19 protein-coding genes and 2 pseudogenes are annotated in these 23,881 nt (G+C 33.3%); 6 read left to right on the forward strand and 15 right to left on the reverse strand.

All coding sequences use genetic code 11. From position 1 onward, the window contains the following. Positions 1 to 4: 4 nt before the first annotated feature. The gene (locus U860_RS0129820; RefSeq protein ID WP_025151338.1) at positions 5 to 685 is read right to left on the reverse strand and encodes an HAD family hydrolase; all 681 of its coding nucleotides are present in this window, start codon (positions 683 to 685) and stop codon (positions 5 to 7) included. A 207-nt stretch (positions 686 to 892) separates the two neighbouring features. Beyond that, on the reverse strand, positions 893 to 1,903 hold the full coding sequence (locus U860_RS0129825; RefSeq protein WP_025151339.1) for a ketoacyl-ACP synthase III: 1,011 nt from the start codon (positions 1,901 to 1,903) through the stop codon (positions 893 to 895). A 142-nt stretch (positions 1,904 to 2,045) separates the two neighbouring features. Here U860_RS0129825 and fabZ point away from each other — a divergent pair, with 142 nt between their 5' ends. Further along, positions 2,046 to 2,483, forward strand: a complete 438-nt coding sequence (gene fabZ, locus U860_RS0129830; protein ID WP_025151340.1) for a 3-hydroxyacyl-ACP dehydratase FabZ — start codon at positions 2,046 to 2,048, stop codon at positions 2,481 to 2,483. A 468-nt stretch (positions 2,484 to 2,951) separates the two neighbouring features. Here fabZ and U860_RS0129835 read toward each other — a convergent pair whose 3' ends face one another. Beyond that, positions 2,952 to 4,166: an MFS transporter gene (locus U860_RS0129835; protein ID WP_025151341.1), complete on the reverse strand. Its 1,215-nt coding sequence runs from the start codon at positions 4,164 to 4,166 to the stop codon at positions 2,952 to 2,954. 57 nt (positions 4,167 to 4,223) lie between these two features. Next, positions 4,224 to 4,700 carry a MarR family transcriptional regulator gene (locus tag U860_RS0129840; RefSeq protein WP_025151342.1) on the reverse strand — a complete coding sequence of 159 codons (477 nt, stop codon included), beginning with the start codon at positions 4,698 to 4,700 and terminating at the stop codon, positions 4,224 to 4,226. A 159-nt stretch (positions 4,701 to 4,859) separates the two neighbouring features. Here U860_RS0129840 and U860_RS0129845 point away from each other — a divergent pair. Next, a pseudogene (locus tag U860_RS0129845) lies at positions 4,860 to 5,453 on the forward strand (cation diffusion facilitator family transporter); the annotation flags it as partial. Between the two features lie 172 nt (positions 5,454 to 5,625). Here the strand turns inward: U860_RS0129845 and U860_RS0129850 are convergent. Then, positions 5,626 to 6,048 carry a hypothetical protein gene (locus U860_RS0129850; protein WP_025151343.1) on the reverse strand — a complete coding sequence of 141 codons (423 nt, stop codon included), beginning with the start codon at positions 6,046 to 6,048 and terminating at the stop codon, positions 5,626 to 5,628. A gap of 11 nt (positions 6,049 to 6,059) precedes the next feature. Further along, on the reverse strand, positions 6,060 to 7,559 hold the full coding sequence (locus U860_RS0129855; RefSeq protein ID WP_025151344.1) for an FTR1 family protein: 1,500 nt from the start codon (positions 7,557 to 7,559) through the stop codon (positions 6,060 to 6,062). A gap of 752 nt (positions 7,560 to 8,311) precedes the next feature. Between U860_RS0129855 and U860_RS0129860 the strand changes: the two genes are divergently transcribed. From U860_RS0129860 to U860_RS0129870, 3 genes are all read left to right on the forward strand, one after another. Continuing rightward, positions 8,312 to 9,979 (forward strand): M3 family oligoendopeptidase, encoded by a 1,668-nt coding sequence (locus U860_RS0129860; protein WP_025151345.1) that lies wholly within the window; start codon positions 8,312 to 8,314, stop codon positions 9,977 to 9,979. A 220-nt stretch (positions 9,980 to 10,199) separates the two neighbouring features. Continuing rightward, positions 10,200 to 10,355 carry a helix-turn-helix transcriptional regulator gene (locus U860_RS0129865; protein ID WP_025151346.1) on the forward strand — a complete coding sequence of 52 codons (156 nt, stop codon included), beginning with the start codon at positions 10,200 to 10,202 and terminating at the stop codon, positions 10,353 to 10,355. Beyond that, positions 10,355 to 10,810: a hypothetical protein gene (locus U860_RS0129870; RefSeq protein ID WP_025151347.1), complete on the forward strand. Its 456-nt coding sequence runs from the start codon at positions 10,355 to 10,357 to the stop codon at positions 10,808 to 10,810. The genes U860_RS0129865 and U860_RS0129870 overlap by 1 nt, the downstream gene beginning before the upstream one ends. 463 nt (positions 10,811 to 11,273) lie before the next feature. On the opposite strand, the gene U860_RS0129880 is transcribed toward U860_RS0129870, so the two are convergent. Next, positions 11,274 to 12,914, reverse strand: a complete 1,641-nt coding sequence (locus U860_RS0129880; protein WP_025151348.1) for a family 14 glycosylhydrolase — start codon at positions 12,912 to 12,914, stop codon at positions 11,274 to 11,276. A gap of 683 nt (positions 12,915 to 13,597) precedes the next feature. Between U860_RS0129880 and U860_RS32285 the strand changes: the two are divergent. Beyond that, positions 13,598 to 14,541: pseudogene (locus tag U860_RS32285) on the forward strand (nucleoside hydrolase). Positions 14,542 to 15,080: 539 nt separating this feature from the next. On the opposite strand, the gene U860_RS0129890 reads toward U860_RS32285, so the two are convergent. From U860_RS0129890 to U860_RS0129925, 8 genes are all read right to left on the reverse strand, one after another. Beyond that, the gene (locus tag U860_RS0129890) at positions 15,081 to 16,445 is read right to left on the reverse strand and encodes an erythromycin esterase family protein (RefSeq protein ID WP_025151349.1); all 1,365 of its coding nucleotides are present in this window, start codon (positions 16,443 to 16,445) and stop codon (positions 15,081 to 15,083) included. 663 nt (positions 16,446 to 17,108) lie between these two features. After that, positions 17,109 to 18,059, reverse strand: a complete 951-nt coding sequence (locus U860_RS0129895) for a hypothetical protein (protein ID WP_025151350.1) — start codon at positions 18,057 to 18,059, stop codon at positions 17,109 to 17,111. 1,055 nt (positions 18,060 to 19,114) lie between these two features. Then, on the reverse strand, positions 19,115 to 19,408 hold the full coding sequence (locus tag U860_RS0129900; RefSeq protein ID WP_025151351.1) for a hypothetical protein: 294 nt from the start codon (positions 19,406 to 19,408) through the stop codon (positions 19,115 to 19,117). A 5-nt stretch (positions 19,409 to 19,413) separates the two neighbouring features. Continuing rightward, on the reverse strand, positions 19,414 to 19,614 hold the full coding sequence (locus U860_RS0129905; RefSeq protein WP_025151352.1) for a helix-turn-helix transcriptional regulator: 201 nt from the start codon (positions 19,612 to 19,614) through the stop codon (positions 19,414 to 19,416). Between the two features lie 688 nt (positions 19,615 to 20,302). Beyond that, entirely contained in the window at positions 20,303 to 20,686 is a 384-nt protein-coding gene (locus U860_RS0129910) for a hypothetical protein (protein WP_025151353.1), read from the reverse strand. A gap of 237 nt (positions 20,687 to 20,923) precedes the next feature. Continuing rightward, positions 20,924 to 21,229 carry a hypothetical protein gene (locus U860_RS0129915; RefSeq protein ID WP_029953195.1) on the reverse strand — a complete coding sequence of 102 codons (306 nt, stop codon included), beginning with the start codon at positions 21,227 to 21,229 and terminating at the stop codon, positions 20,924 to 20,926. 371 nt (positions 21,230 to 21,600) lie between these two features. Further along, positions 21,601 to 22,152 (reverse strand): DUF2238 domain-containing protein, encoded by a 552-nt coding sequence (locus tag U860_RS32290; protein WP_081807000.1) that lies wholly within the window; start codon positions 22,150 to 22,152, stop codon positions 21,601 to 21,603. 616 nt (positions 22,153 to 22,768) lie between these two features. Continuing rightward, a complete protein-coding gene (locus tag U860_RS0129925) occupies positions 22,769 to 23,641 on the reverse strand; it encodes an aminoglycoside phosphotransferase family protein (RefSeq protein ID WP_025151354.1) in 873 nt (290 codons plus the stop codon). Positions 23,642 to 23,881: the final 240 nt, after the last annotated feature.

Below are 23,881 nucleotides of genomic sequence, written 5' to 3' on the forward strand. Positions count from 1 at the left end.
TGGGCTAGCGCCCTTCACACGTTTGAGGAAGGAGAATTCTTTCGGTAAATTCGTTAAAAGAATTGATTTCGGCATATGGTTTTATTTCTGTATCATTCTTGATCATATGAGGATTGAACCATATGCCCTTTATATTTGCATTTTGACAACCACTAATATCCTTTTCTATGTCATCTCCAACGAATAATGCGGCTTCAGGTGGCACATTAAGCTTATTTAATGCTAATTCAAATATGCGTTTGTCAGGTTTACTAAGTCCCACTTCTTCAGAAATAATTATAATATCAAAACAACTATTTAAATTTGTGTTAATTATTTTTGCTTTTTGTCTCTGAGTTGTGCCGTTTGTTATAATTGCAACTTTAACTTGCATCTTTATAGTATTTAAGATATTAATAGTATGTTGGTTTATAGAAAAACAATTAGGAAAATTTTTATTCCAAAAATCTTGAATGTAATTGCGTGGCAATCTATATTTTGGTGGAAATTCATCAAAAAATGATTCCAAAACTTTTGTTTTATCACTATAGCCATAGCTTCTTTTATCATATTCTTTGAATTTTTGTAACATTTCATTTTTCCCTGAAAATTCAATGTCCTTATAACACTTTTCTAAAATCATTAAAAACATTTTATCTACTGCTTTATCCCTATTAAGTAAGGTATCATCTAAATCAAATAGCATTGCTTTATAACCTCTCAAATAACTTCACAGCCTTTCTCACATTATATAAATAATCCCTAGTTCGCACCTTCAAACTTTTGGTTTACCGAAAAATGTAATTTTCAACTATCGCACCCGATAATTGAAGATAAAAAAAACTGAGTTGTCAATTGGCAACCAGTTCTTAAAATCAAATTCATTTCTTTGTTAATCATTATGTAAAATCTATTACAGCGGGGTTGGAGCATTAATTAGTTGGTCAAAATTTATTTCTAAAAGTTGTCCTGCGTGAACTAAACCACTTCCAAAACCGTACATAAGAACTCGATCTCCATTTTTGACTTTTCCTTCACGGATTCCAAGATCAAGAGCTAAAGGAATTGTAGCAGCAGAGGTATTTCCATAATTGACTAAGCTATAAAGGGTTTTTTCCAATGGGTATTCTAATTTTTCGCAAATTGGTTCTATCAATCTTAAGTTAGCACTATGGGGTATAAACCAATCAACTTGATCTAAACTCGTTTGCGTTTTTTCTAAAATCTTTCGTATACTATCTGGAATATTTCTTACAACCCAACGAAAAACTTCTCTACCATTTTGTACAAGGCATTGAGTATCGATTAACTCAATCCCATTGACCTTTTTGGATAGTCCAGAACGATATACATGTTGTGCTCCTCTTCCATCACTTCCTAAATGAAATCCAATGAAATCGTTTGATTGTTCATCCCTTTCAACTAATACTGCACCAGCACCATCACCAAATAGAATACATGTACTTCTATCGGTATAATCCGTAATTTTTGAGATTGTGTCTGCTCCAATAACTAATACCTTTTTGTGTAGTCCAGAAGAAATTAAACTGTTTGCTGTATGCAATGCGTAAACAAATCCTGCACACGCTGCACTTAAATCTATAGCACCTGTTTGGGTTATATTTAATTGATCCTGTATTATGCTGGAAACAGATGGGAATGGGAAATCTGGTGTGCTAGTTGCTACAATAATCATATCTACATCTTCGACTTTTTTATTATATCTGTGCATTAAATCTTTTACAGCAGATACACATAAATCACTGGTAAATTCATCAGAACGAGTTATTCTACGTTCATGAATTCCTGTTCTTTGAATAATCCAATCATTACTTGTTTCGACCATTTGCTCAAGCTCAAAATTTGTTAATTTCTTTTCAGGTACATAGGTACCAATAGCTGTAATTCTTGCTTTTGACATCATTTGTTTCTCCCCCTTTACTATAATTATACTTAGTATTATAATCTAATATTAGTATCAGATACTAATGCTTGTCAATAATTTAAAATGAAAATACTGGTAATTGAATATCCGCTTGTGAAAATATAAAAAGGGAGAGGGATTCATGTTCAATACTCAACAAATTAAAGAAATTATTCCACATCGTTATCCGTTTTTATTAGTTGATCGTATTCTTGAAATAGAGGAGGGAAAACGCGCAGTTGGAATTAAAAATGTTACTGCTAATGAAGAGTGCTTTAATGGTCACTTTCCAGAATATCCAGTAATGCCAGGTGTTCTAATTGTAGAAGCGTTGGCACAAGTAAGTGCAGTTATTATGTTAATGAAAGATGAAAATCGAGGGAAAATTGGATTATTTGCTGGCATTGATCGTTGTCGTTTCAAGAAACAAGTTCACCCTGGAGATCAATTGCGTTTAGAAGTAGAAATGACAAGGGTTCGTGGTTTGATTGCAAAAGCAAATGCTGTTGCCACGGTAGATGGAGAAGTTGTTTGTGAAGCAGAAGTTACGTTCGCTCTTTACAACAATAAGAAATCCTAAAGGATTATTATAATCTTTAAATTAATGGATCAAAAACATATTTTAAAAGGGCTGTTTTCCTAAGTATTGTTGCTAATAGGGGTCCCACTCCATGCCCATCAACTTAAGCATTCGAAACGCCCAATGCCGATCAACCTAATAGAACGGGTTGCCCCCAAAACGATAAAAATGAACTTCGTTGCTACAAAAGACACAAAATTTTCGTTTTGGGGGCATTATAAAATTTTAACTTGATGGCGATGTGGCTATACCCCAAAATAAAAAAGCGTAGAGATAAAACCTTTCTACACTTTTTTTATTGCTTAACTAAATCTAATTTCTCTTATTAAAAATTATAAAAAAACAATATATTAAACCTTTTATTATGAACAGGATCACCATTTTATTAACCATAATTTTATTATGGTTAATAATTTAACTGTATAGTTTATATATTAATTTTATATGCTGAAATCATGGATCATTTTCCTATTTTAGATTTTCTTGTTTTGGCACAATTTTAATAGACCTCTTACTAATCCGTATAAGCATGCCAAAAGAGAGAAAAATAAAAAATCCTCCAAATAGAGTAAATACAACTGTAGGCTTGAAATGTGCTAATAATAATCCCGAAACAATTGGTCCTACAGCCATTCCCATATATCTAATAAAGTTAAACATTCCCATTGCACTTCCTCTATTATGTTCAAATTCATTTGCAATCATAGTAGCAAATAAAGGAGTGAGGATACCAATTGATATTCCGTGGAGAATTAAAGCAACTGTTACGCCAATTAAAGTATTCGAGTGTGTCACAGCAAATAATATAACGCTCAAAGCTAAGACTACATTTCCAGTTATAAAAAGCTTTTTTTGTGAAATTTTAGATTGAATTGTTTTAAAAGTCATGCTACCAATTATTAAACTTATAGCCATTGGTAAGTAAAGTAAACCCACTACCTGTAAACTTAATTGATAATGATCTGTTAATAAAATTGGTAAGTAAACAATGAAGGAGAAATAAAGAAAAAATGCAAAGAAACTTAATATTAATATGGAACTGCCCACTTTGCTTTTAAATATAGAAGCATAGTGAGATATAAGTGTTTTCCCACTCAATTCTTTTTTACTTTCTATACGACCCTTAGGGAAATATATCCAATTAGTGATGAATAGAGTTACAGATACTGCTACAAGTAGCCAGAAAACACCTGGATAATTATATTTTTCCCCAATAAAACCTCCTAACACAGGTGCAACAGCAGGGGCAATGGATAACATGGCTTGATATGTACCCATTGCACTTCCTCGTTGTTCTCCTTGAAATATAGAACCAATTGTAGTTGCTGCAATAAGTGGTATTGCAGCTGTTCCTACAGCCTGTAAAATTCTACAAATTAAAAACACCGTAAAGTTACTTGTAATTGCACAACCAATACTCGCTATAATTGTTAAAATAATACTTGGAATAAGGATGGTCCTAGCTCCTTTAAAATCAATTATAGAACCAAAAACAATTTGCATAATTGCCGTAATAAAAATAAATATGGAAACTGAAAGGTTAACCATTGTTATAGACACTTGGAATGAATCCCGAATTATCGGGATTATAGGAGAATAAATATTTTGGTTTAAAGAAGCGAAAAAAGCACTAATACACAACAAATATAAAAGAAAAGAAGCACTTGATTTAACACGGTTCATGCTATCCCTCCTAAAAGATTAATAATAATTAGCTAACTTATTTAAGTTAAAATAACTTTATTTTCCCAACATTTTATCGTTAATATTTTGTAAAAACTTCAATATTGCGTTTTGTTCAATTTCGGAAAATGAATCGACAAACTGATAAAATTCATTTTCTTTCTGATCATGAATTTTCTGATGTAATTCACAAAGTGATTGTCCTGCTGGAGTTAGTTGATAATATACTTCCTTTTTATTATTAATTGATTGAAAACGAGTGATTAAATTTTCTTTTATTAATTTGGTATTAATTTTTGTGATATTCGCCTTAGATAAATTCATTTTCCTTGCAATTGTAATATTATTTATTGGTTGATTCTCACCAATACAGGCAATTACGTGTATACTTGTCATATTTGTCGGTACATGTTCTATTTCTTCCATTTTTGCTTGCTTAAAAAAAGTCTCAATATCCTTATCTGCCTTTTGTTCATTGAGATGTAACAAATGTAAATAATTATCGTAGATTTTCTGTTTTATGCCCTTTTTCATTAAATGTTTCTACCCTTCTTTATCTTTTTTATTCAATTATTGTTTACCGGTAAACCATTTTGATTTTATATCTTAATTTAGCAATTGTCAATTGCTAAATTAGAATTTATCTAATTATATAAGCATCTTTTATTTATATATCTTTGATAATTAACCTTAATAAAAGCATTATTTCATCCAGCGACCGAACCCCACATGATTGCTTTTATAGCAGCCATTGTTTCTTTAGTCTGGAAACAAATTTTATATGTATATACAATCCGAATTGGTCGACAAGTAAATAGTAAAGGTCTTATCGCAACCGCTTATGACCATCTCGCTGATGTTTATGCTTCTATTGCGGCTGTAATTGGAATTGGGGTCTCTTTACTAAACAATATATATCCAATTCGATATGCAGCTTATGGTGACCCATTAGCTGGAATCGTTGTTTCTTTTTTTGTCTTAAAGCTTGCATTTAGTATGGGGAACGAAGCTGTATATATATTGATGGAAGGTGGTCTTCCTACTGAAAAGCGTGGTGAATATAAGAAAATAATTCAAGCACATCCATATGTGAAAAGAATTGATAGAATTCGAGCTCGAGAACTCGGTCACTATATTTTGGTTGATGTTAGGATTAGTGTCCCTGCATATTTAAGTATCCAGCAAAGACACGATATTTGTAGAGAGATAAAAACAGCGATTATGAAACAGGATTCGGAAGTATATGAGGTACTCATTCACTTAAATCCATGGTATGAAGAAAAATAAGTTCATAAGAGTTTTGAATTATAAAAACAAGGAATCAGAAAATAACTTATGAGATTAAATAATGATAGAAATCATCTTGGCAGCAGAAACATATTAGTTTAAGGAATTTATTTTTGTATATTAAGACAAAAAAGAAAGCATCTTATTCAAAAAGATGCTTTCTTTTTTACTCTTATTTTAGTTTTCCTACTTCAGCTAACACAGTGTCTAAATCTTCCGCTGCTTTATTTAGAGTTTGTACATCAAGCGGTTCAGCTTTTGCACCTGCTTCGACTGTATGAAGCGGTGTTTCTAATTTTTCATATAGATCAGCATTTTTTTCTTTTACTGTATCTTCAAACGTTTGCCATGTTTTCTCTAATTGTTCTGCATCGTCTTTTACATTAGCAGCATCTTTTGCCTGTAATTGAGCTTTCAAATCGCTCACTGTTTGTTTCATGCTAGCTGCCCCATCGGCAATGGAGACTGTTTTTTTCTCAGATGCCTGCTCCGTAGTTTTCGTGCTTTCAGCTTTCTTTTCTCCTTGCGTTCCGCAAGCACCCAATGCTAGGGATGTTGCTACTATAACTGGAATAATTAATTTACGAGATTTCATATCGTTGCCTCCTATTGTGCCTGTTTTTTTTGTTGTTGTGGTTCTAATTTTGTATCTTTTTTCTTATTCCATACTGCAAGTATTACTGCGACCACAAGAAGAATGACTTGTGGAATCGTACTTTCCCATGACGGATAAATCGCGAAAAAGTCTATAGTTGGAATTGAAAGGTGCGTAGCTGGCAATAATCCAGCAAGTTGCAATCCATGAATACCCATTCCTGTGAATTTAAAGCACAAGTAAAACATGAGAATACTTGAAACTAAGAAAAATGGACGCATCGGAATTTTCAAGCCTACCTTTAAAATTAAATACGATAGGATGATGAGTATAAAAGCTCCAAGCGCAATGCCGATTAGTAGACTTGATATTTTAATGGAAGATGCCATACCAATGAAAAACAATACAGTTTCTGTTCCTTCACGAAATACCGCAAGGAATGACAGAATCGCTAATGACCAGAGACTTCCTGTATCCAATGCTTTTGTACTTTGGCTACGAATATACCGCTGCCACTCCGCGATACTAGATTTACTATGAAGCCAATAACTCATGTACATCAGCATTACTGCAGCAAATACTCCCGTCCATCCAGCAATGAGGAAGTTATTACTTCCAAATGCCCCTGCGGAGAAAAGCATATTTACAATCACACCGAGAATGATACTAACGCCAAGCCCTGTTCCAACACCAATCCAAATCCATTTGCTTTTTTCTTCATGCCCAGCCTTTTTCAAGAATCCGAGCAACGCAACAACAACCAATAGCCCTTCCAATCCTTCTCGTAATAGAATAGTAGTTGCATCTAACATGCTGTAGCTCGTTTTCTCAACAAGCGGCGCTAAGTAATTCCGCATGTCTTCGATTGTTTGTTTAGCCCCTGCTATATCAGGAGAATCGGAAGAAAGCATAGCATACGAAGTAACCATATCACGCTCAGCATCTCCATATATTTTGGAGGACTGCGTCAGCACTACGCCTTCTACATCCAACCATGAAGAGCGAAATGTCTCAATATCCTTTTTCGCTCCTTCAATGTCATGTTTGTCGATTTTGGAAAGCGAATCATCTAAAAGAGTAATCAAGCTAGCCACATCCGCTTTTTTTGTATTTCCTTCGTCTTTTTGAGTAGATGTAGCAGAGAACTTACCGGCAATAAATTTATCATCTACGTCCTTTAATTTTTGAAGTGCTGTCTCTACTCTTTCTTTATTTGCTGGTTGTTGAGCAAACGCAAATTGCACCTGCCCCATCGCATCTTCAACATCGCGATACGCTTGTGAAGATTGTTTTTTAATTCCCTCTTCAATGGAAAGCCACGTGGACCTAAAGGCTTCATATTGTTTGGAAGCTCCATTTACATCCCCTTCTTGTACAAGCTGAAGTGCTTGTATAACGGATTTATTTGCTTTTCCTAAATCATCTGCCGCTGTTGCAGCAAACCCACGGAATGGAAAACTTATGAAACCTAATAACATAATTAGTAAAAAAGTATGTACTTTCCACCTCATGCTAACCCCTCATTTCTATATATCAACAATTTTCCATTAAATGAAATATAATCAATATTGAAAATCATTATCATTGAAATCGCTAACAAAAGTATAGGTCTTTACATTTTAGATGTCAATAAACAATTATCACTTGTAAGAATTTACCGTAAATTGATACAGAATCTCCTCATTGGCAACGTATATGTAATTTTATCTCCTTCAAAATAAGCATTTATAATATCCCTTTTCTTTCTATGCCACTTAAAACAATATGTAACTACTTATAGAGGGCACTATACATGCATTTTATCGTATCCATAAGATTCCAAAGCATCAATTTATAAATCTAAATTTTGATCAATTGTAGATACGCGAACATATCCAACCTTCATTTTTTCTCTCCCTTTGTTCAATAACTTAATTTTGTATATTTATCTGAACATACATAAATTTACAAGGTTTTTGAACACGAAAAAAGGAGGAATCCTATGATTTTTTGCTCAATATTATCGTGTACAGAAATATACGAGTTTTGTAACAAATATTGGAGTTTAAGAAATATTGACAGGTTACATTTTTGATAAAGAACGCTTTTTTAATTTTGTTCCGCAATTTTGAAATATTCCAAAATTATGTATTGTTTAAATGATGGAAATTTGAAATAATTATTCTTAGACAAAGGGTAGTATAATTAGATTAAATGCTAAAAGTATATTCACCCTCAGCAAATGTTGAATGTTGATTTTCCAAGAATTTAAGGGGGACAAATAATGTGGAATGGCATAGTTGAATTTGAGAAGGAAATGAATTTGCTATTAGAATATGAAATTTCTTCAGAGGCAAATTTAAAAGATCTATTAACACAATCATCTAAGGTATTTGATTATATGGATGAACTTTTGATGAGAAAGTATATAAAATATCAACTTGATACGACAGACGAAAAAGTGAAAGAAGATTATATATATAGCCAACAGAATATAAAGCCTGTCTATAAAAAATATAAAGAACAAATCGAGGAAAAAATCTATCAAAATAGGCATTACTTTACAAGCCAATATTATCAATATTTATGTCAAAGGATTGAAAATACCCTTTTGCTAATAAATGATAAAAATAGAGAAATTGAAATAATTGAGGATAACTTGATTACAAAGTACTTTAATATAAGGGGCGAGATGATTGTAAATTGGCAAGGTGAAGATATCCCCGTGGATGAGCTATATGGGTTTCTCTATGATGATTCAAGAGAATTAAGAGAAGAAGCTCTAAAGCTCATGTGTAGGACATATTCCTCAAAAGAAAAAGAACTTCAGTTACTCCTTGACGAAATGATTGTTTTAAGGACACAAAAAGCAGAAAATGCGGGATTAAAAAACTATAGGGATTATATGTTTAAAAAATATGAACGATTCAATTACACGCATAAAGATTGCGAAAACCTAGGTGAATCAGTAAGAAAGTATGTGCTTCCATTAATTAATAAATTCCATATAGAAAGGAAAAATAAACTTCAACTAGATTGTCTGAAACCTTGGGATACAAGGGTTGATTGTAGTGAAAACAATATTTCCGTTCCTTATGAAAGTGTTTCGGAGATGATCAATAGGGCAAAGGAACTGTTAAATAATATATCGCCATCTTTTTCTGAATTGTTGAAAAGAATGAAAGAAACGAATTGTTTAGATTTAGAAAGCCGTATAGGTAAGGCTCCGGGAGGATTTTGTGAGTTTCTTCCATCATCCAAATCCTCATTTATTATGTTAAATTTAGTTAATACAAAAGATAATCTACCAATATTTCTTCATGAAATGGGACATTGTATACACCATGATTTAATGAGTGATATTGAATTAAGTGAATATAAACAGTTACCAATGGAAACAGCAGAACTCGCCGCAATGTCCATGGAACTTTTCACCTTAGAAAATTGGGCATCAATGTATAAAAATCAGGAAGAGTTTAAATACGTTAAAAAGGAACTATTTAAACAAATCCTTGAATTCATCCCTATTACTCTTGTAGTGGACCAGTTTCAACAATGGTTATATACAAATCCTGACCATACACACGAAGACAGGAAACTAATATTTCAGAGGATTCTAGAAAAATATGAGAGCGATATAGTGAATTGGGAAGGCGTCGAGGAATGGAAAAAGCTTCAATGGTTAGATGTTATTCATCTATTTGAAACTCCATTTTATTATATTGAATATGCAATTGCACAGTTGGGTTCCTTACAGTTATACAGAAACTTTAAAAAGGATCCAAGAAAAACCATTAAACAATTTACCGAAGCGTTATCATTAGGATCTTCAAAGTCAGTAAGTGAGATTTATAGGGTCGCTGGAATAGAATTTAATATATCCGAACAAAATATTAAAGATTTAATGGAGTTTGTGGAGAACGAAGTTAATTCTTTAGAGGTCGTTAATTAAAAACTTCTATAGGAAGTACAGGATTGGGCTTAAGTTAAATTCCATTTGAAATTTAAATAATCTTTTACAAATATTGATTTTCCATTAAGGGTGCTTTTCCGGAGTAACAGAAAAGTCCAATTTCTCAATTTTAATGCTGAGAAATTGGGCTTTTTTATATTTACTTATAGTGCAAAATAACACTTAAAATAGATGCAAAATAACTCCTAAAGTGACAGGTATGACACAGGGGGAATTAGCAAAATTAACAAATGTAAGTAGACAGACAATCGGTCTAATAGAAAAAGGCGAATACAACCCATCTTTGAAATTATGTATTGAAATTTGCAAAAGTCTAGGTGTTACATTAAATGATTTATTTTGGGAGGAAGATTAATGTCTAAGTTATTAAAATTATATCTTTTCGGAAAAGGTACTTCTGTTGATGAACGAGAACAAAATACTGCCTTCGAAATAATGGCAAATGCCGGAATCCTAGCTCTTTTTATCTGTTTTGGAGCTATCCTATATGATTTGATTTTAAATAAAGAAGTTACATCACTTGGCATTTTAGCTTTAATTATTCTTTTAACGACATCACTTTATATAGTTATAATGATGAGAATCAAAAAAATATACTTACGTTTTACAAATAATAGAACATTGATACGAAAATCGATATTTTCAGGCTTTATTTTCTTTGTTTTATATACTTTATTAACACATTTATCTGGAGAAACACTTACCATGAGAGACCTTACTGGAAACAGTATAGGTGGCGTTTTTTTTGGCCTATGCATGTATGGATATAGTAAATATAATAGTAAACAAGCGGAAGAAGATGAACTATAATATTAATTCAAAACACCCTTCATTAGTCATTAATGAAAGGTGTTTTTTTATATTCATTATCTTTATTGATGTAGCGATTAATCTTATTGCATTATTTCTTTAATAATCGGTATCTGCTATAAAATCATTAGGTTAAACTTTTATAATACTTTCAGAATAAAAACGTGATGTCTTTTATGGCAACCAAGTTTATTTTTATCGTTGTGGGGGGACATTAAAACCTTAAGTTGATGGGCATGTATGGTGACCCCTGTTAACAAAATAATACCTGGTTGGTAATGCTTCCACTTAAATATATTTTGATTTTCCATACTGATCACGCCCTTTTTTAAATTGCTAGTTTCAGTATGTCCAAGTTTATGAGATTACTTGCAAGAGTCTTCTACCTTTTTGCACCAGAACCGTTTGCTCTTTGTCATTGTTTACTTCAACAAAAATTAAAAGCTTCTTTTAAGCAATGAAACTACCACAAATCTGTATACACAGTAGAAGTCGCCGGAATTGACGTCCAATATTGCTGATTTGGCTGCCATGCTTTAATCGTTCCATCTTGGCGCTTAATAAACGCTTTGAATTGAACATTTCGCTCAGCTGGTAAGTAAACTGTGCCTCTCCAATCCCCATAAGTAGAGTTGTACGATAACTTAATAGGATATAGCGTTGTATCCCATTGCCCTAATTCGGCACGATCTCCAGCAATATACACTGTATCTCCGGTAGTTGTTGGTGCATTTTTTACAACGATTGTTTGCGAAGTAGGAGTAACTCCTAAAGTATCTTTGAACTGCGCCATCAATGTATTATTGTACATAACATCTTGATAACGAAGCAGTGTGAATCCCGCAAAGTTATAATTAAAAGCCATTTCAGCTGCTTTCTTATATTCATTGTCGCTTCCTATGCTTAACGCATTTTCGCCATTTAGGACAATCCCTTTTTCATTCGCAAGCTTAGCTACTTGTTGTACAAGTGTTTTTGGCATTGAATATTCTGGATATGTTCCCTTATCTGACATTTCTAAGCAGGTAAATGTTAAATCTAATTTTGCACTCTTAAAAGCGTCTAACAAACTACTATAATCATTATATCCCGCTGGCTTTTCAGCGCTGTGCGGAAGATTTGGATTGTTGTATTGCCAATGAACACCGGCAACTTTTGCTCCAATTGGTACGTGGAACGTATTATCAAATGCAGAATGAGCTAATTCACCTATCAATTTTGTATGCTCTTCTAACACACCTTCATACCACTTTAAGAAATCTTCACCATACTTTGTTTGATAGCCGATTGTCAAAAATTGATTTCCATCAGATGGAGGAAGTACTTGTGACATAGAAGTTAAGTTTGTCTCCCAAGCTTTGTTTATTCCTGCTAAAGATCCATATTTTTGTAATGCCCAAGAACGAAATTGCCCTTTCGCAAATTCCGTATAAGCTTGAAACTTCCCTCTAGACGGGTAACCTGATCCATCGGCTAACGTATAAGATGGATAACGTGTTTCTCCAGCTGGACCGCCCGATAAATAAATCTTCGAAATGACATCTTTATACGACGACATCGCCTCTGCAAAAGCATTATATAGTTCTCCGTACTGCTTTCGAATTACATCTGAAGCTAGCGGATTTAATGTTTCTTTATTAATCGTTCCTGTTTCCGATTTAAAATACAAACTATCATCTGATTTTTGATTCCATATCCAAGAAGGAAGTGTTACATTGCAATCATCTCCAACATTACCGCCGCATTGATGCGTTGAAATAATCGGAATCATTTTCATACCAGCATTTCTTACAGATTGTGCAAAGCGCTGCGCATAAGAAAAATCAAATTGTTGATCTCCATTCTTCTCCATATCTCCCCACCAAAAATCAACAGTAATGGCAGAGAAACCGTTTTGTTTTGCCCAGCGTAAATCATTTTCAAACGTCTCCCATGTCATCATATCCGGTATTTTCTTTAGCGGTGCCATAATATATCCTTTGTAATTTCCGTTCATTGATTGCCCGTTTACAGCTGCATAACTCTGGCTTGGAAAAATTGAAAAAGCAAACAATATAAGAACAGATAACATGGCAATACTACAGCCTTTTAAATATTTTTTCATACGCTCTCTCCTTTTCTAAAAATTAAGACTACCAATAATAAAAACTTGAATAAAGGCAAAGGATTTCATTCTATATTTGTAATTACAAACACATATGTATACGTTTACATATTATCATTTATTGCAATCGTTTGCATTATTTTTTCGTATTTTACTAGCTTTATATATATATGGGATCACCATACAACGCCATCAACTTAACACAAATAAACTACACCCAAACGATAAAATTGAGCAATTTGTACAGAATTATCGTTTGGGGGTAGTCCTAAATTCTTAGCTTGATGGGCATAGGGTCCCACCACATCACCATCAAGTTAAAATTTTTTAATGCCCCCAAAACGAAAAATTAGAGTCTTTTATAGCAATGAAGCTCATTTTTATCGTTTTGGGGGTAACCTGTTCTGTTAGGTTGATGGGCATGTATGGTGACCCCAAATAAGAATAACAAATTTTATAGGGTCGCCATATTCAGAGGAATCAGAAAAAGTGCTTTAAAAGCAATAATTATATATACTACTTCATTTAACACAAAAGGAATTTGTCCATTTTTAACGAAAGTGTATGCTAACTAAATGAATGCATTCATACACACTACTACAAAAAGACATAAGAACAATCTTATATCATGATACTTAATATGCTCCGTTTAAGAAGTTAATAAAATTAAGGAGAAACATAGTATGGGGAAAAAAGTATTGTTTTTTGGAGACTTTGGAATTGACGATACGATAGCTATTACATATGCACATTTAACAGATAAAATTGATATTATAGGAATTGTTGCAGACTATGGGAATGTACCTCAAGTTGAAGCGACTAGAAATGTTCGTTTTTTACTTAAAAGTGTAGGAAAAGAATATATAAAAGTTTTTGGTGGGCGGAGCATTCTATGTCTTCAGAAGCTGAAACTTTTTATCCAGAAGTTCACGGGAAATTTGGGATAGGACCCATTCATCCAGGACTAGAGCTTCAAGTATTTGAGAATTTCTTTGAGGTTCTCAAACTTATTAAGCAGTATAAAAATGAACTTATTATTGTGAATACAGGAAGGCTAACTTCACTTGCAACCTTATTTCTCCTTTATGGAGATGTGATGAAAAATGTACATTCTTATAATATTATGGGGGGAGCTTTTCTATATCCAGGAAATGTTACCCCCATTGCAGAAGCTAACTTTTATGGCGATCCTGTAGCGGCTAATATTGTATTGAGATACGCAAAGAATCTATCAATATATCCTTTGAATGTTACACAATCGGCTATTGTAACACCAGAAATGGTCAATTACATTCACTCTAAAGGAAAAACTAAGTTTTTAAAGCCCCTTTTAGACTATTACTATTATCAATTTTATCAAAAAAAGGTTCCTGGAATACAAGGTAGCCCGGTTCATGATGCGCTCACCTTGATTGCGCTTAACCGTGATGATATTTTTATGTACCATCAATCGGCTGTGACGGTTAATGTACTTGATACTGTACGCGGACAAAGCATAGGAGATTTTAGAACGACATTTGAACCAGAAACATTCGGTAATCGTCCAAAACATAGGATTGCAATACAGATGAATTATGAACAGTTTTTTAAGGAGTTTATGACTGTAATGACTGGCGAACTATTTTAGTGAAAAATCTAATATACTATGACCTAGTTTTACATGTATCTCGGCTGTACCCCATGCCCATCAGGCTGAAATTCTGAGATACCCCATTGCCATCAAGCTAAGGTTTCAATGTAAGCCAAAAATGAAAATTTATACTAACTTGTAACAAAAAAGCTCATTTTTTCGTTTTGGGGTATTTGCTTTTCATAACTTGATGGCGATGGGGTAATTACCTATAGGTTCTAGACAAAAGTGTTGTTTTTACAATGATTTCTAAAATAACAACATAGAATCAAAAAATAATCAAATCACTAAAAAAACGCCCTTTTATCTTCTTCTCTAACGCGTTTTACAAACGTCATGAATACAAATTGCGTTAAAAAGGACGATCCCTCTAAAAACGAGAGAATAGACCCTTTAAATGTAATCGTTAAAAAAACACCTAGAATTTAAGATGTTTTACTTGGGGCGTCTGCGTACACAGCATGGAACCAATACATTTTTCTAAATGATTTGTATAAAAAGTGCACCATCCTATCTTAATGGCGCACTTTTTTATTTTATTTAATCCGAGAAGGTGTAATATGTTCTAGCCATAGAATGCCATCATACTGTTGATTTGGAATCATAATTTCATCCTGAAATCCCCAATGTTGTGCAATTATTGGTGTATACATCCAAGATGTTTCAGGACGATTTTTCTCACCTTTTAAATTTACAAATACTTGTGGATGTTGCGCAGCTTTCAAAATTTCTTCGATACTATTGGATTCATGTTTCTCCTTTACATATTGGATTGTTTTATTGTCATTAGAGTCTAGGCTACTTCCGCTATATGCAAATAAACCAATGGTATACATCTGATCCTTTATACGATTTGGTAGGTAATCTATCATATTTGGTCCTACGAATCCAAATTCATTTGTGAAATCCTTAATCATTTTAGAATTCTGTTTTCGAATATGATAATTATGACCCCATACCATTATTTTTTTACCTGTATATTGTATTTCACTAAGCCATGCTAAGTTTTGAGCCATCTTTTGGTCACGTGAATATAATGAGAAATTATTGTAAATAGTGTAGTCAAATGGAATTTTATACTGCTCTTTCATTTGATTTGACATATATGTTTTAAGCGAATCAATACGAGTACTAATTGTCTTTTCTAAAAGATTTACATCATATAATGATTTAGGCGCCACTTGTCGTAATTCATCCTTATGTTGTTGGATAAATTCTTTTATCCTTTCATATTTGCCTATAAGGGGTGTCTGCATTGCTTGAAACTCTTTATAGGAAGACACAGAACGATATTTAAAGATATCACTTTCCGCTTCTGTAAGTAAATTAGCTACTTCAGGATTCAACTTCTCAATCCATTCGGAAGCAAAGGTTGCAAATGGGAAATTTTCAATTTTATACGGGATTTGTATGTCAAACCCCGTTAATATAAGGGGTGTCCCTTTTTCCTTTTGTTCCTTTATGTAGTGAAATAATTCTTCCACGTCTTCTGTAGACCATACATCAGAAATAGATTTCTTCATCGCTTGTTCAGCTGTTAAATTATCTAAGTCATGATACCCTGTATTTGCTTCCGCAAACCCTGATTCAAATGCAATTACATCATAATCCATCTCTTCATGTAAATACTTAATTATGCGAATCTTTGATTGGTTCATTTCTGTTGAACCATGTGTTGATTCACCAAGGAGAATGATACGTTTGTCTTGTACCGTTTCTTTTAAGAATGATAAATCCTCATACGTATAAGCAGTTGGTTCTTTTAATTTTTTTGCATGCTCCCTAACCCATTCATGCCATTTTGGCTGATCCACTGGTTTTTCTTCAGCTGATACTGCCGTTGTAAATGTCGTTAGTGCAAGAATAGATGCTGTAATTCCTACTTTCCACTTTGATAACACACATGCCCCTCCTGTATTTGCTAGATTCCCCACCCATTTATGAAAAGAATTTTCTATAACCAATGTATGGGCTTATGTAATTCATTTCCTTACATTTATATTAATAAATAGATATGGTGAAAACAAGAGAAAAGACATAAAATTCATTTTAATTAGAAAAGATAAAATAATTATCTGAGGCTTTACCCATTCACTCAAATTGGGGAACAATTCATTTCTTAAGTTGATGGGCATGGGATATCGCCAACATTTTGAAAAAACACGCTAAGCAAAAAATACAATAAGCTGCCCATATGGACAGCTCATTTACATAATTATCGAAAGCGGAAGTTAAAAGGTTTTAGTTTCTTACTCAATTAAAGCACTCCGTTAGTTTAATAAGAACAGAGACGCTTATTCAACAAACGCGCTCGATTGTTGAATATTAAAGAATTCCAAAATAGTTACTCTATTATTTGCTAAAGTCCCCGTTAGTACAAATAAAAAGGTTCACTTGTAACCAAATGTTACTATTATGACCCAAAATTACTAGAACTCATAAATAACAACCTAAAGAATGAATTAAAGTATAATACATTTATTAAGCAAAAAAATCACATCTTTTTATCATTATTTTATTATCAATTACTTTTTCAAAATAACCAAACTTGATTCGTAGGATCCTTACGTTATATGAATTCCTCTTTTAGTAATAACATAATTCTCTGGTAAGCAATTTATGCCTGGATGATTTTCGCAACGTGAAAAAAGCTCTTTTAAATCTCGTTGAAAATCACTACGTGGACGCTTTGGTTCTGCAATTCCCCATTTATCCATGCACTCTAGAATCAAAGATTGAGCCTCCGGGTATATCCTTGCAGTTTCAAGAAGACAGCCGACCGCCACTGAGCGGGTAGGTTCCTCGTATCTTTTCTTCAGTTTACCAACACAGCTTGTAGTCATATGCCAAAGCCATACGTGGTAAGTTAGATTACTATCAGGGATAGGTGTATCAAAGAATCCCCTGCGAATGCATGCCCATAAAGCTAGTATACTATTATTAGTGAGAGTAGAAGATTCGTGGTTATCAACATTGATGACAAGTGAACTTATATGATTGGATATATTAATGCCTCTTTCAGCCAATCTCCACCATATACGGCAAATGAACTCTTTTGTCGGTATATCCTTTCTATAATAATCCGATAACACCAGCTCTACTACTTCCGGTGGCAACGAAACGTTTAAGGAAATTAATTCATCCAACATCACAGCTGCCCGGTACTGAACATATCGTTCAGAATCTAATGTATCTCGTTCCTTTTTGTCAATATACAATAATCGTGCGATTTGCGTAACGTATGGTTGCAGATCAGCGTCCCTACTCAGACTTTCATAAGCCACTTCTAATAAATCAGCAATTAATTCAGGGTTGTTCATTTGAGTGTAAACACCCTTATCATGCTTGTCATGACATAAGCTCTCGATATAGTTAACTATCCAATTTGCAGCTTTCGACGTTTCACCAGATGACAGTATAAAATCAGCAAGGCTAGTCTTCATACTTTGGCGTTGAATAGATTCCCCAGAAACAAATTGCTGCAGCTCATCCAAAATAATATCATCTTTTAACATATCGAATACAGATCCCCCTTCACTGACCAGTAAAATTAGTTTTTTCAGATACTAAACTTATCGCTAGTCTCTCCATCCCTACACATTTTACCTTATTTTAGTAATTATTGATGGAACAACTAAATAGTAACACATATTGGAACAGTCCTGCTAAACAACCCCATGAGGGATAGCACATCACCCAATGTTTAATTAAGACACTCCCCTGCTAAAACGTCAGTTCTTTTTCGCCAACAATCTGAAAAGATACCATTTTTCTTTCAAACTTTGGTTGATGAGGTTTTTGATGTTTTTTCACATTAAATGTATGTGGATTTAGCCGAAGACTAGTTTGACAAACAGAGACAGCAATCAATTATTCGACATTCATTCCGAAGATTACAAAGTCTTGGATACACAGTTACGTCGCAAGAACCTAAAGCTTCCTAATCTAGTCAACTATAATAATTGATCAATGAATTAGACGCTTTCTTTTTAAAAAAATTGAATGAGCTGCGTCTATTTTAGTTTTGCCTTTTTCCTTTAATTACAGAAGTTTATTTTCATGTTAGTTTAGATACATTACTTCACAAACCTAATTAGATTTCAGCATGAATATCCAATTATTTCTTATTGGGTGCTATTCCATAAAATGGCCCGATTGTTGAACACAAGTTAAACAACACTATTCAACTAAACTGCCCGTTGTTAGTTGAACAAGAAATAATTCATACCCTATACATTTGAGGTTAACATAACGCAACATTATCGGTAGCAAGGAAAAAGGGGGAACCCCACTCTCACAAGGTGTTGGTTTGAATTAAAGTTTGATCAAAGTATTGCTGCAAATATTGATTTTATAAATAGAAGAAACCCACACGCTTTGAAAAAGTTTGATCAAAATGTGTGGGTTTTAATTTTGGACTCCTTAAGTTTTTATAAAAAAGATTGATCATTTTATGTGGCCTACTTAAATAAATGCAGTTGTCAGTTCAACTATATTCCTTCATGATTAGCATATAAAATTCATTTTTCAAAAGAAATATTTTGTTTAATCTCCTAACTATTACAATATATTAATAATTTTTTCTGTGTCTGTTGATAAATATAAAAACACTACCTAGCACACTTAATGAAAGCATAAAATATAACAATATATTAGGTAGAAGTTCTGCAGAAATAATATCTACCAAATGAAAAGTAATAAGTCCAATAATGCCTAAATATAAGACGTTGAACAACAGATTATTTGTTTTATATTGAATTTCTTTCCCTCTTTCATCTCTTCCTTCATCACTTGATTGAAAACTAATTACATACATCTGACTGATGAATATTAAAACAATAAATAAAGATTTTAACCACAACATATGTATCACTCCTCCTGATAATCGAACACGTCGGTTAATGACTTTTCAAATATATTTGCAATTTTAAAAGCAAGAATTAGAGATGGATTATATTTATTTTTTTCAAGAGTAGCGATAGTTTGACGACTAACACCCACCCTTTTTGCCAATTCTTCTTGAGTCCAACCTTTTTCTGCTCGACAAACTACAATTTTATTATGTAACAACAGCAACACCTCTCGAGATGATTGTAATTTATTTCTTACAATTCGTAAAGTATTTTTGACAAATTGTTTTTTATAATTAAAAATACACATAAAAAATCCCCCTTTATACAAAGAGGTAAAGCGGTGCAACTTTTTTAAAAACAGTAGAACTTTCTTCTAAACGGTATGACTTTATTTCAAAACTACATATTCATTCAAAACACGATAAAACAAGGAATAAATAACCAACTAATAAATATATTTTTTCTGAAAATTTATGCTATAATTAATCTGTACAAAGGTTGGTATCCTTTTACTTCTAATATTGTATTGATTTATATGTAGTACCCTACTACTTAAATATGAATCTACAAACAAAAAGAACTAGTATGATACTAGTTCTTTTTGTTTATTTAGAATAAATAAAATTCAAAAAACACATAAATATTCATGTTACCATATATTATGACACTCAATTTTGTTTATACCATACAACAAAATTAAACTAATCCCTTATCTATTATAGATAAGGGATTAGTTTGTATAAATAATTTTTACTTAACAATTTTAATCCTGCCCAAAGATTAAAAACCATATTTAAAGTTTACATAACCCCACTTATCTGTATTCAATGTATCTAGAAAAAACCCCTTCAGTTTACTTGCTGAAGGGATTTCGTATTTACATAATTATCGTTATTGGAAGGTAATTAAATCCGTCTTATAAAATAAAATAATAAAGATGCTAAAATAATAGGGCTGCTTTCCACAAAGTCTAGTATAGTAAAAGATCCAGATATAATATGTTTTTCAAAGATCATGATACGGATTAAATAACCATAGATAACCCCTAACAATACAAATAAGGGGATTCCGAATATTAACTTATAACTCTTTTTTATTTTTCTATAAAAAAATTCTCCTAATAAACAACCTATAAAAACAGGAATACTTCCTAATATCACATACATAATAATTGATACCCAAATTGGACCCCATGTTTCTTCATAATTGGGTTCTTGATAAGCTAAAATATTGATAGAAATAGAGAAAAACACCAAGCAAGCTAAATAGCTAATAGCAAATTTTTTCAACGTAATTATCCTCACGATTTCCTAATTTTACTTTCATTATATGCTATTTATCATTGTGTAAGATAGATAAAATGTAATATGTATATTGTATTCATGAAAGGTTAACATAACGTCCTATTATCGGGATTCAATATATTTAGAAGACTATTAAAAGACCTCCAAATTGTTTAACTGGAGGTCTCTCGTGTTCACATAATTCTTGTTAGTGAAAGTCATTTTAAAATTCTACATGTGGATTTATTTTTTGTTCCGACGAATAAACCACCAAACCAAAGTTAGAAATAGTATGATAAGCGGTATTCCTTGGATGAAGAGAAATCCCTTATAAAAATCAAGCATAGTACTATCTGGGGCATCTGTTGACATCCCACCTATAAAAAAAGACACTGGAATGGCAAGGATATTTATCCCTAAACCGGCTATTACGAATAATAGATTTAAGTCATCCCAAATGTTTTGTGTTAGTGACATAGCCGTAATAAATACAAATATTGCAGTACCAATTATAAGAAATGGTGTTACATAACATACAATATACTCCATAATATCCCCCCATTACGTTAATTGTACCACCAGCAAGGACAATTTTTTGTGAATTTGGTTGTATATCATATTCATAGGGGGGTAACATAATGTCTCATTATCGGTAGTAAAGACATAGTGAATTTCTACTCTCATAAGGAATCCCCTTTTTCTTTTTCTATAACCTTATTCATTATATATATATATTCCTATTCTGGCATGGGTTTTAAGGTTCTCATTTGTTACCGGATTAGCCGAAAAACTGTATAAAATCTTGCATGCTCTTAGCGTGGTTTTTTTCCAAAATGCTGAAGGTACCCCTTCAAGTCTTTTGTTTTTGTGAAAAAGGTGAACGTTAAATGTTAACATATCAAAAATAAAATTTTACAAGATCATAGGATTTTCTTACGATTGAAATCTTTATACTTAACGCATAGTAATGCGATTATAGCTCCAACCAATGCACATAACATATCCCATTGTGTATCCCACACATCTCCTTGTGTTCCGAGAAATGCTTCTGCTCCTGTTCCTGTTAATTTTGCTACTATAAATTCCAATAATTCATATAGCGCACTAAATGCTAGGCAAACTGAAATTACAAGTAATCCTAACCATCCCTTTTTCTGAATTCCAACTACTTTGTTAAGTACTTCCCTTGCCATTAATGCTGGTACAAATCCCTGCATGAAATGCCCTATACGATCATAGTAATTTCTTTCTAAATCAAAAGTGTCACGAATCCAATTGAAAAAAGGTACCTCCGCATATGTATAATGACCACCAATTAGTAACACCATCATATGCAGCCAAACAAACACATAGACACTTTGTGAAAATTGAAATCGGTGATACGTAATAGCTAGAATACATACAACTATGATGGCCGGAAGAACTTCCAAAAACCATGTAAAGGTATCTTTCGGGTGAATTCCAGATAAAATGAGACAAAATCAAAAGCTAATAAAAAATATAATATGTATTCGAGAAAACATACAATATACTCCTTTTTAATCACATTTTATATGTGAATTATTTTTAACATATAGTTATAGAACCAGGTGCTAATGTTTTGTCTATACTAACATTAAAATAAATTGAATACTAGACTAGTTGTTGTATTGAAATATTGCTATACTAAAGTAAATAATACATATACTTTAGTATGTGTATTATTTGGAAAGTATACTAACTACTAGTAAACGGTATTAAATGTTAATTTAATAGATGTATATATATTTTTAATTTCTATTGGGGCTACCGCCACATCGCTATCAAGCTAAGAAATACAAATACCCCCAAAACGAGAAAATTGACTTCTTCATGTGAAAATGTACAATTTTTTTGTTTTGGGCTGTTATAAAATTCTTAAGTTGATGGATGTGGGGTCACCATACATGCCCATCAAGTTAAGGTGACGAATTTCCCCCAAAATGAAAAAAACGTTATTCTTTCAGTAAAATACTTGAAAGGATAACGTTTTTTATGGTTCTCTCGCTTTCTGAATAAGCCCGTTGAATATGAATAACTGAGATATGTTTCACTCTTAAAATTACTGAATTACTTTTGAACTAGCACTAGGTCTAGCCAGGATTTCGCCTCATTGTACAAAATTGGATTGTTTTGCGGCGTGTAGTAGGTAAGGATTGCAACTGCCTGTGATACGACCCATCCGCGGGCCCTTGCCAATGTAGCATCGTCAGTACGGATAGCATCAAGGAACATATCGCGCGCCTCTGGCGAGTGCAACTTCCACGCGACCATTACATCACACGCAGGGTCACCTATGCCCATTGTCTCCCAATCAATCACACCGCTGATACGCTTATCACGTACGAGCCAGTTACGTACATCTAGATCGCCATGATGCCAAACAGGAGGACCGTTCCATGGAGGCGCAGAAAGAGCCGACTCCCATACAGCAGACACCGCGGGATCGCCATTAAATCGTGCTAGCCAATATCGGAAGTCCTTGTCCCGTTGGGCCAAAGGAATGCCGCGTCCTAACGGCCCTCCCGTTGGATTGACTTGTTGCAGTGCTAGGACAAACCCTGCGAGATCGCGTGCTGCCTGAATCTCGTCAATCGCTTCTATCGGCACCGTTTCACCCCTCAGCCACGAATGTATCTCCCAAAACCATGGGTATTCGTTATTGGGGCGCCCCTGAGCGATAGGTACAGGGATTTCAAGTGGAACTAATGGCGCGAGTTTTGGTAGCCATAAGAACTCGCGTCCTCCTGGTGTCTTCGGTCCTTCCCTTCTCGCTAGCCGAATGGAATATTCGTCGCCAAGTCGGAAAACGGCATTTACCGTTCCAACTGGTTCTACCTTACGAAGGGGCAACTCTGCCCAGCGGGGGAACTGATCGACAAGCAAACGACGCACAAGTCGCTCTTCAATTTCCAATTCGTCAGCATGCATCTTCTCGGACATCGTATGATCTCTCCTTGGTAGCTCTGACATAAACTTTTATTGGTGGAAAATTATAATAATTCTCCGTACAACAAAAGTCAAAAAGCCACACTTTTTCATTATAAAATGCAGTCACACCTTAAAAAATTAACTTCTCTTAATTTATTCAATTGTAACGTGACCCCTATAGGGGTCACGTTACATTACTATTAACCTAAGGTGAATTTATACCTATAATTTATAGAAAGCGTTATTCTTTTT

Source organism: Bacillus sp. H1a (genome assembly GCF_000633475.1).
Taxonomy (GTDB): domain Bacteria; phylum Bacillota; class Bacilli; order Bacillales; family Bacillaceae_G; genus Bacillus_A; species Bacillus_A paramycoides.

Coding starts and splice junctions, on each gene's coding strand:
- U860_RS0129820 (WP_025151338.1), bottom strand. CDS start 685: ATGCTATTTGATTTAGATGATACCTTACTTAATAGGGATAAAGCAGTA.
- U860_RS0129825 (WP_025151339.1), bottom strand. CDS start 1,903: ATGATGTCAAAAGCAAGAATTACAGCTATTGGTACCTATGTACCTGAA.
- fabZ (WP_025151340.1), top strand. CDS start 2,046: ATGTTCAATACTCAACAAATTAAAGAAATTATTCCACATCGTTATCCG.
- U860_RS0129835 (WP_025151341.1), bottom strand. CDS start 4,166: ATGAACCGTGTTAAATCAAGTGCTTCTTTTCTTTTATATTTGTTGTGT.
- U860_RS0129840 (WP_025151342.1), bottom strand. CDS start 4,700: ATGAAAAAGGGCATAAAACAGAAAATCTACGATAATTATTTACATTTG.
- U860_RS0129850 (WP_025151343.1), bottom strand. CDS start 6,048: ATGAAATCTCGTAAATTAATTATTCCAGTTATAGTAGCAACATCCCTA.
- U860_RS0129855 (WP_025151344.1), bottom strand. CDS start 7,559: ATGAGGTGGAAAGTACATACTTTTTTACTAATTATGTTATTAGGTTTC.
- U860_RS0129860 (WP_025151345.1), top strand. CDS start 8,312: ATGTGGAATGGCATAGTTGAATTTGAGAAGGAAATGAATTTGCTATTA.
- U860_RS0129865 (WP_025151346.1), top strand. CDS start 10,200: ATGACACAGGGGGAATTAGCAAAATTAACAAATGTAAGTAGACAGACA.
- U860_RS0129870 (WP_025151347.1), top strand. CDS start 10,355: ATGTCTAAGTTATTAAAATTATATCTTTTCGGAAAAGGTACTTCTGTT.
- U860_RS0129880 (WP_025151348.1), bottom strand. CDS start 12,914: ATGAAAAAATATTTAAAAGGCTGTAGTATTGCCATGTTATCTGTTCTT.
- U860_RS0129895 (WP_025151350.1), bottom strand. CDS start 18,059: ATGTTAAAAGATGATATTATTTTGGATGAGCTGCAGCAATTTGTTTCT.
- U860_RS0129900 (WP_025151351.1), bottom strand. CDS start 19,408: ATGTTGTGGTTAAAATCTTTATTTATTGTTTTAATATTCATCAGTCAG.
- U860_RS0129915 (WP_029953195.1), bottom strand. CDS start 21,229: ATGGAGTATATTGTATGTTATGTAACACCATTTCTTATAATTGGTACT.
- U860_RS0129925 (WP_025151354.1), bottom strand. CDS start 23,641: ATGTCCGAGAAGATGCATGCTGACGAATTGGAAATTGAAGAGCGACTT.